Annotated in this window: 14 protein-coding genes and 1 tRNA gene; 3 read left to right on the top strand and 12 right to left on the bottom strand. The window is 63.9% G+C overall.

All coding sequences use genetic code 11. The features are described 5' to 3' along the window. The first annotated feature begins 140 nt into the window (after positions 1-140). Complete coding sequence (locus BG22_RS02495) at positions 141-1,892, top strand: FtsK/SpoIIIE domain-containing protein (RefSeq protein WP_375137682.1); 1,752 nt, start codon at positions 141-143, stop codon at positions 1,890-1,892. Between the two features lie 115 nt (positions 1,893-2,007). Beyond that, positions 2,008-2,286 carry a WhiB family transcriptional regulator gene (locus BG22_RS02490; protein ID WP_094667646.1) on the top strand — a complete coding sequence of 93 codons (279 nt, stop codon included), beginning with the start codon at positions 2,008-2,010 and terminating at the stop codon, positions 2,284-2,286. 128 nt (positions 2,287-2,414) lie between these two features. On the opposite strand, the gene BG22_RS02485 is transcribed toward BG22_RS02490, so the two are convergent. From BG22_RS02485 to BG22_RS02475, 3 genes are all read right to left on the bottom strand, one after another. Beyond that, positions 2,415-3,902: a sensor histidine kinase gene (locus BG22_RS02485; RefSeq protein ID WP_094667647.1), complete on the bottom strand. Its 1,488-nt coding sequence runs from the start codon at positions 3,900-3,902 to the stop codon at positions 2,415-2,417. A gap of 66 nt (positions 3,903-3,968) precedes the next feature. Continuing rightward, entirely contained in the window at positions 3,969-5,024 is a 1,056-nt protein-coding gene (locus tag BG22_RS02480) for a serine hydrolase (RefSeq protein ID WP_233428180.1), read from the bottom strand. A 6-nt stretch (positions 5,025-5,030) separates the two neighbouring features. Further along, on the bottom strand, positions 5,031-6,353 hold the full coding sequence (locus tag BG22_RS02475) for a zinc-ribbon domain-containing protein (RefSeq protein WP_158216958.1): 1,323 nt from the start codon (positions 6,351-6,353) through the stop codon (positions 5,031-5,033). Between the two features lie 166 nt (positions 6,354-6,519). On the opposite strand from BG22_RS02475, the gene BG22_RS02470 reads away from it, so the two are divergent. After that, positions 6,520-7,500, top strand: coding sequence for a hemolysin III family protein (locus BG22_RS02470; protein WP_181163345.1), 981 nt, complete (start codon positions 6,520-6,522; stop codon positions 7,498-7,500). A gap of 551 nt (positions 7,501-8,051) precedes the next feature. On the opposite strand, the gene BG22_RS02465 is transcribed toward BG22_RS02470, so the two are convergent. The 9 genes from BG22_RS02465 to BG22_RS02425 all read right to left on the bottom strand — a co-directional run bounded on the left by BG22_RS02465 (position 8,052) and on the right by BG22_RS02425 (position 15,478). Next, the gene (locus BG22_RS02465) at positions 8,052-8,531 is read right to left on the bottom strand and encodes a transcription elongation factor GreA (RefSeq protein WP_094667649.1); all 480 of its coding nucleotides are present in this window, start codon (positions 8,529-8,531) and stop codon (positions 8,052-8,054) included. 114 nt (positions 8,532-8,645) lie between these two features. After that, positions 8,646-9,053 carry an FKBP-type peptidyl-prolyl cis-trans isomerase gene (locus BG22_RS02460; protein WP_094667650.1) on the bottom strand — a complete coding sequence of 136 codons (408 nt, stop codon included), beginning with the start codon at positions 9,051-9,053 and terminating at the stop codon, positions 8,646-8,648. 90 nt (positions 9,054-9,143) lie between these two features. Beyond that, the gene (locus BG22_RS02455; RefSeq protein ID WP_094667651.1) at positions 9,144-9,737 is read right to left on the bottom strand and encodes a cadmium transporter; all 594 of its coding nucleotides are present in this window, start codon (positions 9,735-9,737) and stop codon (positions 9,144-9,146) included. A 351-nt stretch (positions 9,738-10,088) separates the two neighbouring features. Then, positions 10,089-10,168: transfer RNA gene (locus tag BG22_RS02450), tRNA-Leu, on the bottom strand. A 56-nt stretch (positions 10,169-10,224) separates the two neighbouring features. Continuing rightward, positions 10,225-11,226, bottom strand: a complete 1,002-nt coding sequence (locus tag BG22_RS02445; RefSeq protein WP_140492825.1) for a Ppx/GppA phosphatase family protein — start codon at positions 11,224-11,226, stop codon at positions 10,225-10,227. 193 nt (positions 11,227-11,419) lie between these two features. Beyond that, entirely contained in the window at positions 11,420-11,995 is a 576-nt protein-coding gene (locus BG22_RS02440) for a DUF501 domain-containing protein (protein ID WP_140492822.1), read from the bottom strand. A 117-nt stretch (positions 11,996-12,112) separates the two neighbouring features. Next, a complete protein-coding gene (locus tag BG22_RS02435) occupies positions 12,113-12,748 on the bottom strand; it encodes a septum formation initiator family protein (protein WP_169834073.1) in 636 nt (211 codons plus the stop codon). 120 nt (positions 12,749-12,868) lie between these two features. Continuing rightward, a complete protein-coding gene (gene eno, locus BG22_RS02430) occupies positions 12,869-14,167 on the bottom strand; it encodes a phosphopyruvate hydratase (protein ID WP_140492819.1) in 1,299 nt (432 codons plus the stop codon). 456 nt (positions 14,168-14,623) lie between these two features. Next, positions 14,624-15,478, bottom strand: a complete 855-nt coding sequence (locus BG22_RS02425; RefSeq protein WP_140492875.1) for an aldo/keto reductase — start codon at positions 15,476-15,478, stop codon at positions 14,624-14,626. Positions 15,479-16,041: the final 563 nt, after the last annotated feature.

The following is a 16,041-nucleotide window of genomic DNA, read 5'->3' as shown; positions in this document are numbered from 1 at the left end:
GCGGCTTGGGTCCTGACCCGCACGGGGCGCGCCGATGTCCGGATGCCGATTCGGATACCAATGTGGATAACTCGGCAAGCTGGAACCACATGGGTCGATACGGCTTGCCTGGCGCCCCGGCATCGTCCACGCTGGGAGGCATGTCCAGACATGCACAGCACCGTCGCCGTCCACACCCCTCACGCGCCTCGCAGCCCCATCAGGCAGGAAAGGGCGGCGCCGCCAGCGACCCGCGCGCCAAGCTCATGGTCTTCGCCATGGCCGCTCCCCTGTTCGCCCAAGTCATGATGATCGCAGTGATGATCGCGCAAGGGCAATGGATGTTCGCGATGATGGTGGTCCCCGGCGCCATCGGATGCCTCGCCTCGGTGCTCATCGCCATCCCCTGGCGCTCCCCCGGCCAAATCGAAACCACTCCCGCTGCGGCCGCTGCAGGGCCATCCGGCGCCATCGTCAACGACGACACGGGAGGTACGATCGGATTCGATGCCATGGCCTCGGACACCATCGAGACGCTGCTGGGTTTCGACCGGATGCCTTGGCGCAGCATCGTGGCGCAATGGCTGAGGCCCGCCAGTCTCGCCGTGCCGCTCGGCTCGACCGGCACAGGTCGTTTCGACCTCGATCTGGTCCGTCAGGGACCGCATGCGCTGGTGGCGGGAACCACCGGTTCCGGCAAATCGGTATTGCTGCAGAGCTGGTGTCTGGCGCTTGCCTCCCGCAACGGTCCGGACCGGCTGAATTTCGTCTTCCTTGATTTCAAGGGCGGCTCCGCGTTCCGCACGCTGGAGCGGCTGCCCCACACCGTGGGCAACGTCTGCGACCTTGATCTGGACCACGCGGCACGCGCCCTGCGCGCGCTGGAGGCCGAACTGACCCGTCGTGAACGACTAGCCGCATCGTTCCATGCCGCGCACATCGAAGATCTTCCACTGCCGCCGCCGCGCCTGATGGTGGTCATCGACGAGTTCCACGCGCTGAAGGACCAACTGCCGGATTACATCGGGCGTCTGGTGCGCATCGCCTCGCTCGGGCGTTCCCTGGGCATGCATCTCATCGCCTGCACGCAGAATCCGCTCGGTCAGGTCAACGCCGATATGAAGGCGAACATGGCCATCAACATCTGTCTGCGCGTGCGTGACGCGATGCAGTCGACGGAGCTGCTCGGCGACGGCCGCGCAGCCTCGATCCCACCCGCGTTGCCCGGATCGGCGTATTGCAATGACGGCGAACAGGTCAGCGCCTTCCGCTGCGCCTCGGTGGATGACGTGGCGCGCTGCTGCCGTCAGATCGTCCTCGCCGACCGGTTCATGGAATCGGTCCCCATCCCGCAGCTGTTCACCGCCCCGCTGCCAAGCCGTGTCGCACGGCGTCCTCTACCCCGAGCGGAATCGAACCGACTCCCCGACCGGCTGTGGTTCGGGCTTGCGGACAACGGCATCACCCTCATGGATGCGACCTTGCCCGTCACCGGAGGCAACGTCGGGGTCATCGGCGCGCACGGCCGCGGCAAGACCACGCTGCTCGCCACGTTGGCGCGGGAACTGGCAGTGGACGGCCACGGCGGATCGGATGCCTCCGTGCGGCTCTTCGACGACGCGGACGAGCTGCTCGACCCGTTCAACGCCGACGACGAGGCCGCCTCGTTCCGCGACGCGCTGGCCAACCCCGCCGTCACCGTGGTATTCGCGGTGTCCTCCGCGCGGCATGTGCGTGTGCCGGAGCATTGCGTCACGCGCATCGTGTTCCCCTGCGGCGAGCGTTCCGCCGATCTGATGGCGGGCGTCCCATCGAACCTGTTGAGCATGCTCGGGCAACGCGATCTGGACACGCCCGGACGCGCGGTGCTGATTACCGGCGCGGCCGCGTGCCTCGTCCAATGTGCCGTTTGACTACTTCGCTACTTTCTAGGCATAACCTCTTGAAAAACGCCATGGTTCGTGGTTACCTTGATAGGAGCGTAAGGAACAACACCAGCCAGGGGTTTAGAAATTAGGGAGGCAAGCATTGAGCAGCGCTTATGATTGGCGAGCCAAGGCGGCATGTCGTGACAAGGACCCGGAACTTTTCTTCCCGGTGGGCAACACCGGTGCCGCATACCAGCAGATCGAGGAGGCCAAGGCCGTTTGCCGCACCTGCAAGGTGATTGACGCGTGCCTCAAGTGCGCGCTGGATACCAATCAGGACTACGGCGTGTGGGGTGGCCTGAGCGAGGACGAGCGTCGCGCGCTGAAGCGTCGCGCCATGCGCGCCCGCCGCTCCCAGGCCATGCAGATGCAGATCTGATTCCGGCCAGTCTCCGATTCGTCCGACGAGCGCCGGCGCACAAGCCGTCGGTGCGTAATGGAAAACCCTCCCGAATTGGGAGGGTTTTCTCGTATCAAGTCACGAATCTCCGACGCGGGACGCCGATGCTACTCCTCCTGGGCGGCGCGCAGCTTCATGTCGAGCACCACACGGGTGCCGCCCTCGCGACGCGGCTCCCAATGCACGGAACCGCCGAAGTCGTTGGTCACGAACGTGTTGATGATCTGCGTGCCAAGTCCCGAGCCGGAGGAACGCGCCAGACCGTTCTGCTCCTCGGAGCCAAGGCCGGTGCCGTCATCCTCCACCACCACGTTGAGGTTGGAGCCGGAACGTCCCACGGAGATGACGATATGTCCCTCCTTGCGTCCCTCGAATCCGTGCTCCACCGAATTGGTGATGAGCTCGGTAAGCACCAGCGAGAGTGGCGTGGCGTCCTGGGCGGGCATCATGCCGAACTTGCCCATGAAGTTGATCTCGATATGCTGGTCCTTCATCGTCGCCAGATCCACGGCCATGCGCAGCAGGTTGGAGATCACCTTGTCGAAGTCCACGATCTCGTCCGCGGTCTGGCTCAGGCCCTCGTGCACCATGGCGATGGTCTGCACGCGGCGCTGCGCCTCCTGCAGCTCCTTCTTGACCTCCTCGGACTTGGTCTTGCGCGCCTGAAGCCTCAGCAGGGCGGAGACCGCCTGCAGATTGTTCTTGACGCGATGGTGGATTTCGGAGATCGTGGCGTTCTTGGTCTGCAGCTCCTGTTCGCGACGGCGTAGCTCGGTGACGTCACGGCACAGGATGATCGCGCCGACGCGACCGTTGTTGTCGTACAGCGGCAGCGAGCGCATGGACACGGCGGAACGGTTGGCGTTGAGCTCGGAATCGACGGCCGCCTTGCCGGAGAGTACGAGCGGCAGCGTCTCGGGCACCTCGTCGTTCTCCTTGATGAGCTGGGTGCCCAGTTCGCTCAGGTACTGGCCGGGCATCGTGGTGAGCAGACCCAGGCGGCGGAAGCAACTGATGGCGTTGGGCGCGGCGTAGCGCACCACGCCGTCCATGGTGAGGATGATGAAGCCGTCCGCCACGCGGGCGATGTGGCGCTGGCTCATGACCGAGTCCTTGTACGGGAACTGGCCGCGGGGAATCATCTCGTACAGCTGCTTGCCGGCGTTGATGCTTTCGGATTCGTACCGGCCGTTGGATTCGCGGGTGGCCATGTTCGTCTCGCGCACGACCAGTCCCAGCGTCTTGCCGTTGTGGCGCACCGGCGCATACACGTTGCATACGGTGGCCTTGCCCACGGTCCTGAGCACGGTGGAACGGAAAACCACGCTGGACTGCATGGCGGCGTCCAGCTCGCCCATCATGTCGTCGGGCATGACCTCGCCGACCACGTCCTCGCCGCGCAGCGTCATCACGGTGGAGGGGCGGCATTGCTCGGCCACCACGTACTTGCCGGAACCGTCCTGCACCAGCAGCAGCAGATCGGCGAAGCTCAGGTCGGCAATCACCTGCCAGTCGGCGACCAGATGGTGGAGCCATTCACGGTCTTCATCGTCGAAATCGGGGCGCGTTGCGAGGATATGTGAGAAATCTGCCATAGGCACCATGATACGCAGGACGCGGCCTGAAGCCGGACATGATGTCGCACGAAACCGCCGGCCGTCTCAGGCGGTCATCGCAGCGTACACGGCGGAGGACGCCCCGACGATGGCCTGCTGCGCGGTGGCCGAATCGACGCCGGAGGTCATGATCACCAGCACGTAATCGCGCGCGGAACCGTCGGCGGCCTTGCCCCAGATGATGGCCGCATCGTTTTCCACGCCGCCGAGCTCTCCGGTTTTGTTGGCCACTTGGATTCCGGCCGGCACTCCGGACGGAATCTTGTTGCGTCGGGTCTGCCCTTCGAGCAGCGTGAGCATGGATTGACTTGCCTCCGGGGAGACCAGTTGGCCCCGGTAGAGCGCAGCGAGCAGACGGCCGCAGTCCGCCGAGGAGGTCCAGTTCTCGGTGCCGCTGCCATCGGTTCCCGCATCGGACAGGGCCCTCAACTGTCTGGACGAGGCGAATCCGTATCGTGCCGCGGTGTCGGTGACCCGTTGCATGCCGACGGCCATGTCGCCGTCGCCGATCATGAGAACCAGCTGGTTGGTGGCCGAGTTCGAGCTGACGGTGATCATCTCACCGAGCAGCGCATCCGTGTTCCGGCCGCCGGTGTTCAACGTGCCCGAGGCGAGTCGGTCATAGATGGTCAGCATCACGTACAGCTTGATCTCCGAAGCGGCGACCATCGGCTGTTCGTTGAGGCTGACGGTCGCGCCGGACGTCAGATCCTCGGCGTATGCGGACCAGGTGCCGCCACTGGCGGACATGGCCGTCGCGATGGCCGTCTTGACATCGGCCATGCGCGCTTCGCCGGCCTTGCGACCGACGATGCCGGCGTTCGGCTGCGGGACGCCGCTGCGATTCAGGACCTCATGGCCCGGCGTCGTGAGATCCGCGGCTCCGCTGACGTCCTCGGATGCGATGGATCGGCCGGATGCCGGCTCGCTGGCATTTCGGGACGACTCCCCCGTCGAGGTCGAGGGACGCGGCATCCACCAGACGAAGACGCCGGCGAGCACGACGGCCACGGCGACAAGCGCCGCGACGGCAACGACGATCATTCCCCGCGCGCCGAATCCCGCTCGCGACACAGCATGACGGCGCTGATGACGTGCCATGACGCCTCACTGCTTCAACGTCGCGTCAACGCTGGCGAGCACCTTGCTCATCAGGTCGGCGGCCACGGCCTTGCCCTGATACTGGGTGACCACCGACACCGCGGCCTTATGCCCGTTGGCCTCGACGATGGCGAAATAGTTCCAGGTGTCCTGAATGCCCTGGCCGCGATGGGCGTGGACGGTCATGCCGGCCGGAATCACGACGCCTTCGGCAGCGATGTCCACGTTCATGAGCGATGCGCCGCCCTTGGCGTCCACCGAGGCGAGCATCAGGGCCGCGTCCCTCGAGGAGCTGTAGTTCTCATAGCCGCTGTTGCTGGCGGCCACGTCGCCGTAGTTACGCGAGAAGCTGGTGCCGCTGTAGCCGTGGGAGGAGGACCATGCATTGACGGCATCCCAGCCGCCGAGCGCCGCGGCCACATTGTTGCCCGAAGCGTTGTCCATCGTGCCCATCATCGTGGCTGCCTGCGCCTTGGCGTCGTCGTTGCCGCTGTCCATCGCGGCGAGGTACACCGGCAGATACAGACCGGCGGCCACGAACTGCTTGCCGGACTGCGAGGTGGTGGCGATCACCGCGTCCGAGGAGGACTTGGCCTTGGCGCTTTCGTCGTTGATCACCATCGCGGAGACGGCCACGTCCGACGAAGAGTACTGATCGGCGATCGCCGACAGCTGGCTTGACGTGATGACCGGGCCGGTCTCCTCCGGCTGCGAGTCGGTCTTCGAGGCGTCCGACTCGTCCTTGTCCTTGTCCGTATCCTTGTCCGATTCATCCGCCGAGGACTTCTTGTCCTTGTCGGCCGTGTCATCCGAGGCACTCTCGTCTTTCTCGCCGCTGGAGGCGGTCTGCGACGTGGACGCGCCCGGCTGCCCGCCCCACAACCCCATGGTATGGGTCACGAACAGTCCGATGACCAGCGCCGTCGCGCAGATTAGTGCGATCAACGTGACGATGATGGCCGTGGAACGCTTGTTGGAGGAGGTTTGTGCCGGGGAAACACCAGACTGGACCGCCATCACTCCCGTAGGCGCCGGCACGGTGGGTGCGGTGGACGATGTGATGGGCGCGTTCATGGCGGGCAGCTGCCCCGCGCCGGCCAACGGAGGCATTGGCACGACGGGTGTCTGACCGGCATTCGGCATCTGTCCGGCCGCCACGGCGTCCGACGGGAGTCCCGGGGCTCCCGAAGCCGTCTGCGCGGGGTCCACCAGTGTGTGGTCAGCTCCCGCACCGGCCGACGCAGCGGGATGTTCCAGCGGCGTACCGCACTGCGTGCAGAACGCATCGTCATCATTGTTGGCAAAGCCGCATTCGGTGCAATACACCATGGCCCGACCCCTTGATTCTCTTCGGCATTCATTCTCGGATTCCATCGTATCGCCATCTCCGGGTGATAGTGTTCACATGACTTGCGTATTGACAAGTCGCGAAGTTACGTTAACGTAGGTTACGGCAGCGTAAGGAATGGATATCAGTCCTGGAATGGGGGCAATCATGGCATCAGCGACCGATGACAGCCAGCACGCTCAAGCCGTCACGTCGAATCGGGAGGGGGACGGCACCGGCGATGGCGACACGTTCCGCCCCGCCGCCGCAAAGCCCAATCCAGAGGTGGAGGCCAAACGACAGGCGGCCATCAAGGCCCGTGAGCAGGCCCTGCAGGCCAAGGCCGACGCAATCCGCGCCAAAGGCCAGTTCAAGGCCGAGGCCATCCGGGCCAAGGCCGAGGAGAAGGCACGCCGCGTGCTGGCGAAGTCGGAGAACCACGCGCTGAAGGTCGAGGGCATCGCCCCGGCCGAAGTGGAGCGCAAGATTCGTCTCGATGTGCATGGACGTCCGAAGCCGGCGATGCGCGGCTGGATTCACGCGGTGGCGGCCCCGCTGTCGTTGGCGGCCGGCATCGTGCTCATCTGTCTGGCGCAGGGCGCCGGCCTCAAATGGGCGTGCGCGGTGTTCATGACCGCATCGCTGGTGCTCTTCACCAATTCGGCCTGCTACCATCTGGGCGACTGGAGCCCACGGGTGACCGACGTGCTGCGGCGCATCGACCATGTGAACATCTTCCTGCTCATCGCCGGCACGTACACGCCGGTCTCGTTCGCATTGGAACCATTCTGGCGCAATTTCATCATCATCTCGATGTGGGCGTGCACGTTGGTGGCGCTGGTGATCCATGTGATCTGGATCAATGCGCCACGCTGGCTGTACACCGTCGTGTACATCGTCTTCGGCATCTACGGACTGGCGTTCATGATGCTGTTCTGGAAGTCGCCGTATGCCGGCCCTGCCGTGGTGGTGCTGCTATGCTCCGGAGGCGCATGCTACATCCTCGGCGCCATCGTCTACGCGCTGCGCAAGCCGGACCCCTGGCCGCGAGTGTTCGGATTCCATGAGATCTTCCACTGTGGCACCGTCGCGGGTTACGCCTGCCATATGGTCGCCATCTACATGGTGATCGTCGCGTTGTGGAGCTGATTTGCGTTCCCTTGCGAAAACCGACCGCAAGGAGCCAACACCCTGTGTCAGAAGGGCCGCTGCGCTGCAACTCCCCCGTCAAGGACGGCTGATCCGCAAAGCGGAACTGAAGGAGCAGTCGATTCGTCGTATTCCTTTGAGGATGACGCCGGGAGGTCGTGGGGCGTGAGACCCGACACGCTCAAGGCCGCTCGGCCAAGCCTACGGTCGGGGCTCGCACCCCACAACCTCCCGGCTACCCATTGCGTTCGATGGCGTGCTCGTCGCCATCGAAACCGTACACGAAACCGTGCGAAGCGATATCAGCGAAAGCAAAACGGGACGAAACGTAAGTTTCAATCGGCATTCAGTTACGTTTCGTCCCACATTACGTATGAAAAACGGGACGAAACGTAAGTCAGCGTCATCTGAAACTTACGTTTCGTCCCGTTAGGACAGCATGTCATGCCGTGCGATGCCGGACGTGATGCCGAATCAAGCCACAATCCAGACCAGAGGCTCAGGTCAGCGGCCCGGAGGGCAAATCCAGTGAATCCGACGGCTCAGACAGCTCAGGCCAGCGGCTTGGCGGCCTTGACGGTCACGGACAGCTCACGGCCGTTCGGAGCCTTGTAGGAGACCACGTCACCCACCTTGGCGCCCTGAATGGCCTGGCCGATCGGCGAATCCGGGGTCATGATGTCGTAATCGGTGCCGGCCACGATGTCGCGGGATCCGAGCACGTAGGTCATCTCGTTGCCGTTGAGCTCGATGGTCACGACGGAACCGTTGCCCACAGTGCCTTCCGGCGCGTTCTCGATGATCTTGGAGTCGCGCAGCTTGACGGTGAGCTCGACGATGCGGCCCTCGTTCTTGCTCTGGGCCTCACGGGCCGCCTGATAGCCGCCGTTCTCGGACAGATCGCCTTCGGCGCGGGCCACGGCGATCTTATGCGCGATCTCCTCACGCAGCTCGCCTTCGCGGTAGGCCAGCTCCTCCTTCATCTTGTTGTACGCTTCCTGCGTGAGCAGGTAGACCTTATCCTCTGCCATAATCGTCCCTTCCGTATCTGTTACGTATGTGGATTGTTCTTCGTATGCAAGCGCATATACGACAAAACGCCGGATTCAACCCCGGCGTTCGTCTGCTGTATCGCTGATCGGCGATCAGCGCGTGGAAATGATGTCGATGACGAACACCAGCGTGTCGCCGCCGCCGATGCCGGCCTGCGGAACGCCGCGGGAGCCATAGCCGTACTCCGGCGGGATGGAGACCACGAGACGGGAGCCCACGTTGTGGCCCGGCACGGTCTGGTCCCAACCCTTGATGACCTGGCCCACGCCAATGCCGAAGCTGGCCGGCTGGTGACGCTCAAAGCTGGAATCGAAGGCCTTGTCCTTGCCCCACACCACGCCGTGATAGTTCACGGTCACGGTGTCGCCGCGACGCACCATCGGGCCGTCGCCCTCGGTCAGTTCGACGGCTTTCAGACCTTTCGGGGCCTCTTCGGCCGGGAACTCGATGACCGGCGTGGAACCGAATTCGGCGTTTACCTTGGGCATCTGATCTGCCATTGGTCCTCCTTTACGACACAATGCGCCCTACAATAGCACTTCCGTACGATTGTCTCGACCCCTTCGCCGTGAGCGACACGCCGCTCTCTCCTACTTCGACGCGGGCAGCTGTCCGAACATCATGAACAACACCGCCGCGCCGAGCACCGCCAGCACTATCTGCACCACGAGCAACGCGATGGCAACGCCCTTGCGCGTGGCAAGTTTGGGCGCGTACGCCTGGGCGAGCAGGAAGGCGATGAAACCGAACACGGCGTAGTTGGCGGTCAGCGCCAGCATGTCCGAGTTGGCGAGCACCACACCGTTAACGGCGCTGTCGAGGGAGTTCATCGTGGTGCCCATCACGAACAGCCCCCAGATGGCGTATCCGATGAGGCCCACCACCGCATAGGCCCACGGCTTGAATTTGTCGGCCATGCGGTTGGTGAATGATTCGGCGCACCACAGCAGGGCGAATCCGACGATGTAGGAGAACGCCACGGCAACCAGCACGGTCACCGTCATCCACGGGACCAGCGCGACCACGGGAGCGCCGGTTTCGGGGTCGCCGATCATCGACAGGTAGAACCCGGAACATGCGATGGCCCCTACGGTCAGCGCAGTGCCGATGATGACGGCCTGCGCGAGCATGGTGGGCAGGGCGCCCTGTTCGACTCGTTCGACTTCGGTCCAGCGTGACGCCATGACAATGCCTCGTTTCGGATTACTGATCTATGTTGACGATCTCGTTCAATGCGACGAACCATAGGGTAACGGGCATTTGTTTCGGGAAAAGCCGGAGTCCGCCCTCGGCAAACCGTCTTCGTCGTCTTCGTCCTGAGGCCCAATGTTCACATCCGATGTCATGTGGGCATCATGTGGGCACACTTTGAGCGTATTCTGCGCCCGTTGCGCCCATTATTGCGAGAAATCACATATTGTTCCGTGATCGTTCACGGTGGTTATCCGCTATGGATTGCCGTGAAAACGGCGGCGGAAAGGCCCAGAAGCCCTGCCCAGCAAGACGTTCGGTCTTATGCCGTCATTCGCCGTATGTGCCTCCAGCGGGACTCGAACCCGCAAGCCGAAGCGATCGATTTTAAGTCGACTGCGTATACCGATTTCGCCATGGAGGCGTCGGACCGGGCAGCAAACCACAGTCCAACCGTATCATTGTACGCCATACGCGCGGCTAGCGCGCAAGCAGGCGACGGCCATAGTCGAGGACGATGCCGTCGAGCAGGCCGTGTTCGCTGGCCACGTAGGAGTCGATTGGCTCACCATGATCGGCCGCCGCCGCGGCACTCACCTTGGCGAGCACACGGCTCCACACCACAGCGCCGCCGCCGACCACGTCGATACGGCCAGGATGGATGGTCTTGTACTCGCGGCGCTCGGCGCGGGTCATCCTCAGGAACCGGTCGTCCACGGCGTAGGCGTCCTCAAGGCTCATCCGACGGCCGTCCACCAGCGTGTGGGCGTATTCCTTGAGCCCCATCGCCAACGCGGTCATGGTGGTCACCGTGCCGGACACGCCGATGATCGTACGCGCCTTGCCAGCGTCCACATACCGGAACGCCTCGTCGATGTGCTCGTCGATGTCGGCGATGGCCTCGTCGATCTCGGCCTGCGTGGGCGGGTCGGTCCTCAGATGACGTTCGGTCATGCGCACCGATCCGATGTTCATCGAGAACGCGCCCTGCACTTGTGTGGTGGGAGCGGTCACGCCGTCGCCGCCGATGACGAGCTCGGTGGAACCGCCGCCCAGATCGACCACGAGATACGGGGGCTTGAGATCGTCGCGGCTCACCACGGACGTGGCGCCAAGAAAGCTCAGATCGGCCTCCTCGGTGCCGGGGATCACCTCGGGGCGCACGCCGAGGATGGATTCGATGCCGTCCTCGAACTCCTCGCGGTTCTCGGCGTCGCGTGTGGCGGAGGTGGCCACGAACCGCAGGCCGTCCACCGGATGTTCGGCGAGCACGCCGGCGAATTCGCGCGCGGCCGTGTACGCGCGCTCAAGCGCCTCATCGGCGAAACGGTGCGTCTTGTCCACGTCCTGGCCGAGGCGGATCACGCGCAGGATGCGCGGCACCACCTCGTGCATGCCGTCCTTGTCGACGCGCACGATCTTCAATCTGATCGAATTGGTGCCGCAGTCGATGCCGGCCACGGTGACGCAGTCCTTGCTCATGGCTTCTCCCCTTTGGTTTCAGTGACTTTTCAGTGACTTATCGATGGTTTTTCGATGGCTTATCGCCGGCTTGCCGACGTCTTGGACGACCGGTGACACGGCAAACGCGGGCGGCTGGGAACACGGCCGAAAGCCCGGGACCACCGCCGAACGGTGTCCGCTCCTGTCCTGCGGTTCGGGTGCGGTGTCCGGCTCAGTCCTCAAGCGTACAGCGGCAGACGGCGGGGTCGAACTCGTCCTTGACCTTCGCCAGCACCCTGTCGCCGATCGGGTTCGCCCCCGGTCCCATCACCAGAGACTGCGCGAGCAGGGCGTGCAGACACTTGACGCGCACGGGCATGCCGCCGGCGGAAGTACCTTCGATATGCTCCTCGCTGTCGCCGAGACGCACGGCCAGCTCGTGGCGGAACGCCAGATACAGTTCGTGGGCGCGACCGTAGGCGGCACGCAGATCCTCGTCGGCGGCGAGCATGTCGTTGTACTGCTGCATCACGCCGGCGGCCTCGACATGGGAGGCGGCCTTGACGGCCTCGGGGCCAGTCAGGTAGCAGGTGGTGGGGAACGGAATGCCGCCGGGGAGCACCGGACGGGTGATCACGGCCAGCGGTCGTCCGCACACGCACCGGGCGCCGACGGCCACCATGCCGCGCGGGTATCGACCGAGCTGGCGCTGCACCAGTTCGATGTCGTGATCGCTCGCCGGCTCGGCGAGTACGGCGTCGATGAGAGACGCGGCCTTGGCGGTGATGTCGCTGCTGTCGGTGGTCACGTTGGGGGTTCCTCCCTGATGGTCGAAGTTATGGTGATGGTCGGGTGGTCGGGTATGGACGATGAGTATCGTCGGTCGGCGGGCAGCCGTTCCGGTGCGGAATCGGGCGGGCGCGCCCTACTGGCCTGATTGGGCGGGCTGGTTCGTCTGATTCTGCTGGGCATCGCCGGACGCGGACGAACCGGTCTGTCCGGAATCAGCCTGTCCCGAATCGGACTTGGACGAATCAGCTTTGGACGAATCAGCGGATTGCGAACCGGAACCGGTATCGCCGGACGAATCCGCGGTGGAGCCGGACTTGGTGTCCGTCACCGGCTCGTCGGCCTGTTTGAAGGCGTAGGCAAGCTCGCTATACCACGGCAGCACCTTCTTGTCCGATTCGCCGGACGAACCGGACGTCTCGTCGTTCGCCTCGGTACCGGTCACGGCCTCCGGATGCAGCACGCGGACCGCCTGCTCACCGGGGAACACGAATCCCAGACGTTCACGCGCCTGGGCGGTGACATAGGCCTTGTCATTCCACCGTTTGATGTCGTTTTCCAAATCCTGCTTCTTGGCGACCAGCGACGCCTCCTCGCGCTTGAGACCGTTGAGTTCGGCGAGGTTCAGTGCGTAGGTGTGGAACGTGGCGACCAATTGTATGGTGCCGAGCGCCACGATGAACAGCGAGACGAAAAAGGCGATTGGTCCCGCGCTGCCTTTTCTTCTGGGTTTCGACGTGCCGGTTTTGCCGGGCCGGGACTGCTTGCTCATGTCATACGAAAATACCCGTCGCATTCGACCGAACGGATGCGACGGGTATCGATGTTCACCGGAACGTCACGCCTTCACAGGCGTTTCCATCCCGTATGCCCCAGAAGCTGGGGCCTGTGCTCACTTGGCCAGGTACTTCTTGCAGGCCTTGAAGGCGCTGTAGCCGGCGTACTGAGCGGTGGAGCCGAGCTCCTCCTCGATCTCGAGCAGGCGGTTGTACTTGGCAACGCGCTCGCCACGGGCCGGGGCACCGGTCTTGATCTGACGGGTGTTCTTGGCGACGGCCAGATCGGAGATGGTGGTGTCCGGGGTCTCGCCGGAGCGGTGGGAGACCATGGAGGTGAAGCCGTTGGCGGTGGCCAGCTCGATGGCGTCGAGGGTCTCGGTGACGGAACCAATCTGGTTCAGCTTGACCAGCAGGGAGTTGGCGGCACCCATGTCGATGCCCTTCTGCAGGCGCTTCGGGTTGGTGACCAGCAGGTCGTCGCCGACGAACTGCAGACGATCGCCGAGCTTCGCGGTGATCTTGGCCCAGTCTTCCCAGCCCTCTTCCTGGTACGGGTCCTCGATGGAGACGATCGGGTACTCGTCGATGAGCTGCTCGTAGAAGTTGAGCATGTACTCGGCGTCGCGCTCGCCACCCTCGAAGTGGTACAGGCCGGTCTCCTTGTTGTAGAACTCGGAGGAGGCCACGTCGAGGCAGATGCCGATCTGCTTGCCGGGCTCGTAGCCGGCGGCGGAGATGGCGTCGACGATGTAGTTCAGGGAGTCCTTGTTGGACTTCAGCTTCGGGGCGAAGCCGCCCTCGTCGCCGAGGCCGGTGTTCAGGCCTTCCTTCTTCAGGACGTTCTTCAGGGTGTGGTAGACCTCAACGCCGGCGCGCAGAGCCTCGTGGAAGGAGTCGAAGCCGTACGGGGAGATCATGTACTCCTGAATGTCGGTGGCGAAGTCAGCGTGGGCGCCACCGTTCATGATGTTCATGTTCGGAACCGGCAGGATGTGGCCGTTGGTGCCGCCGATGTAGCGGTACAGCGGCAGGCCGGCGGACTCAGCGGAGGCGTACAGGGCGGCCAGGGAGACGCCCAGGATGGCGTTGGCGCCCAGACGGCCCTTGTTCGGGGTGCCGTCGAGCTCGATCATCAGATCGTCGAGAGCGCGCTGGTCGGAAGCGTCCAGACCGATGACCTTCGGAGCGATCTCCTCGTTCACGGCCTTGACCGCGTTCAGGACGCCCTTGCCGCCGTAGACGGACTTGTCGCCATCGCGACGCTCCCAAGCCTCGGCCTCGCCGGTGGAAGCACCGGACGGAACCAGGCCGCGACCCTCAGCGCCATCCTCGGTGTCGAGGATGACCTCGACGGTCGGGTTGCCACGGGAATCGAGAATCTGACGCGCGTACACGCTTTCAATTGCTGCCACAACTACTCCTTAAAACGGTTGTGTATCTTAATGACAGTCCTAAGACTAGTGCGATTTGTGGACGTTGTGAACAACACGCCCAAAAATCATTGTGAGCGCTCACATTCCCCATCGAACGCTAACGGAATACTAACGGAAGCCTTATGGAACAAGGGATGAACGACAAATGAACCAATAGGGCTCGAAGGCGGGCGCCCGGGCACCGTTGCACATCAGAGCATGGTCATTCGACCATGTCGCCACCGCGCATCCGCGCGTTATGCACCTCTGTCGCAAGTCCACGTGCACGTCCGCCGCATGAGTCCGTCAGACACGTCAGTCAGGAGCGCACCCGTCAGGAGCATTTCCCGTCAGGAGCGCTCCCGTAGAGGCAGCCCGTAACCGGTTCATTCACAGGCCCGCGCGAGTCATGCCTCGTCAGCCAGAAGCACGCCCGCAATGCCTCTGCCCTCTCCGTTAGCGCGCGGCGCCGTCGAGATAGGCGATCTCATCCTTCGTGAGCGTGAGTTCGGTCGCCTGGAACGAGTCGCGGATCTCCTGCGGGTTACGGGCCGAGGGGATGGTGAACAGGCGGCCGTATTGCGCGAGCTCCCATGCGAGCGTCACCCGCTGGTACGAGCAGCCGTGGAGCTCGGCCACCTCGCGGAACCGGTCGAACAGGTGCTCGTTGAACGGGTCGAGGAACCCGCCGAGCGGCGACCAGCAGACAAACGCAAGGCCGAGTCGTTCGCAGGTCTCCATCGTGTGTTCGGGGTCGCGGTGGACCGGCGAGAACTGGTTCTGCACGGCCACCAAGCTCGGACCGAGGATACGATGGGCCGTTTCGATGTCCTCGTTGTCAATGCGCGAGATGCCCACGGCCTTGGCCACGCCCTCGTCCACGAGCTGTTTCAGGGCGCCCATCTGATCCTCGTAGGGCACCTGCGGGTCGTTGCAGTGGGAATAGAGCAGGTCGAGCGCGTCCACGCCGAGCCTGCGGGCGGACTCCTTGGCGTTGGCGATCATGGTTTCCGGGCGGGCATCGGCCTGCCAGCCGTACCGGCCCTGCCCGTCGAGCGTACGCAACCAGCCGGTTTTAGTGGCCACGAGCACCTCGTCCTTGGGGCCGTGCCATGTGGCGAGCGCGTCGCGGACCAGATACTCGCCGTAGCCCATGTCCTCCGGCTCACCGGTGCCGGGCCGGCTGGGCAGGTAGTAGGACCAGGCGGTGTCGAGGTAGCGCACGCCGGCGTCGAGCGCGGCGTGAATCGTCTCGATGGCCTGATTGCGGCTGGCGGGGCGACCTTCAATGGCGAGCGCCATTGTGCCCATACCGAGGCGCGGGATGGTGAATCCGGCGAGAGTGCCGACGTTGGCGGGCGGCACGGCTGCGGCGGAGTCATCAGTGTTGGCGGAATAGACGAAATTGGTGGAACCGGCAGTGTTGGCGGTGTTGACAACGTTGGCGGTATTGGTGGAATCGGCAATGCGGGCGGCATCGGCAACGACATTGGCGACGTTGGCGGCATTCGCGACATTGGCGACGTTGGCGGCATCGACGGTTGCGGAATCATCAGTCATAGCCGCCACTTAATCCCCGCCGCTGGACAGTGCGGATCGCGGCCGATACCCGACGATACCCGTAGACTGTCCGGTTCGAGCGGATGGTCGCGTCCGGAGGCACGCCGAACACAATCATCCCGAAAAGGCGGCCGCGGACCGACCGGGGGCGGTCAGACCGACTGTAAGTACGCGTCCCGTAGAAGGTCCCGCGTACTTACAGTCCGTTTCGGGCCTCGTAGCGACTGTAAGTATGCGGGTACTGCGTCATCCCGCATACTTACCGTCCGTTCGGGGCTTCTAGGGCTGTATGTACGCGGCGGCTTCGTCACTCC

Origin of the sequence: Bifidobacterium sp. UTBIF-78, from assembly GCF_006408945.1 — a bacterium.
GTDB lineage: Bacteria > Actinomycetota > Actinomycetes > Actinomycetales > Bifidobacteriaceae > Bifidobacterium > Bifidobacterium myosotis.
The sequence above is the reverse complement of the archived record's forward strand: the minus strand, read 5'-3'. Positions and strand labels throughout refer to the sequence as shown.

Bases quoted from the DNA above. Each gene is read 5' to 3' on its own strand.
- BG22_RS02495 (WP_375137682.1), top strand. From the start codon at position 141: ATGTCCAGACATGCACAGCACCGTCGCCGTCCACACCCCTCACGCGCC.
- BG22_RS02485 (WP_094667647.1), bottom strand. From the start codon at position 3,902: ATGGCAGATTTCTCACATATCCTCGCAACGCGCCCCGATTTCGACGAT.
- BG22_RS02480 (WP_233428180.1), bottom strand. From the start codon at position 5,024: ATGGCACGTCATCAGCGCCGTCATGCTGTGTCGCGAGCGGGATTCGGC.
- BG22_RS02475 (WP_158216958.1), bottom strand. From the start codon at position 6,353: ATGGTGTATTGCACCGAATGCGGCTTTGCCAACAATGATGACGATGCG.
- BG22_RS02470 (WP_181163345.1), top strand. From the start codon at position 6,520: ATGGCATCAGCGACCGATGACAGCCAGCACGCTCAAGCCGTCACGTCG.
- BG22_RS02465 (WP_094667649.1), bottom strand. From the start codon at position 8,531: ATGGCAGAGGATAAGGTCTACCTGCTCACGCAGGAAGCGTACAACAAG.
- BG22_RS02460 (WP_094667650.1), bottom strand. From the start codon at position 9,053: ATGGCAGATCAGATGCCCAAGGTAAACGCCGAATTCGGTTCCACGCCG.
- BG22_RS02455 (WP_094667651.1), bottom strand. From the start codon at position 9,737: ATGGCGTCACGCTGGACCGAAGTCGAACGAGTCGAACAGGGCGCCCTG.
- BG22_RS02445 (WP_140492825.1), bottom strand. From the start codon at position 11,226: ATGAGCAAGGACTGCGTCACCGTGGCCGGCATCGACTGCGGCACCAAT.
- BG22_RS02435 (WP_169834073.1), bottom strand. From the start codon at position 12,748: ATGAGCAAGCAGTCCCGGCCCGGCAAAACCGGCACGTCGAAACCCAGA.
- BG22_RS02425 (WP_140492875.1), bottom strand. From the start codon at position 15,478: ATGGGCACAATGGCGCTCGCCATTGAAGGTCGCCCCGCCAGCCGCAAT.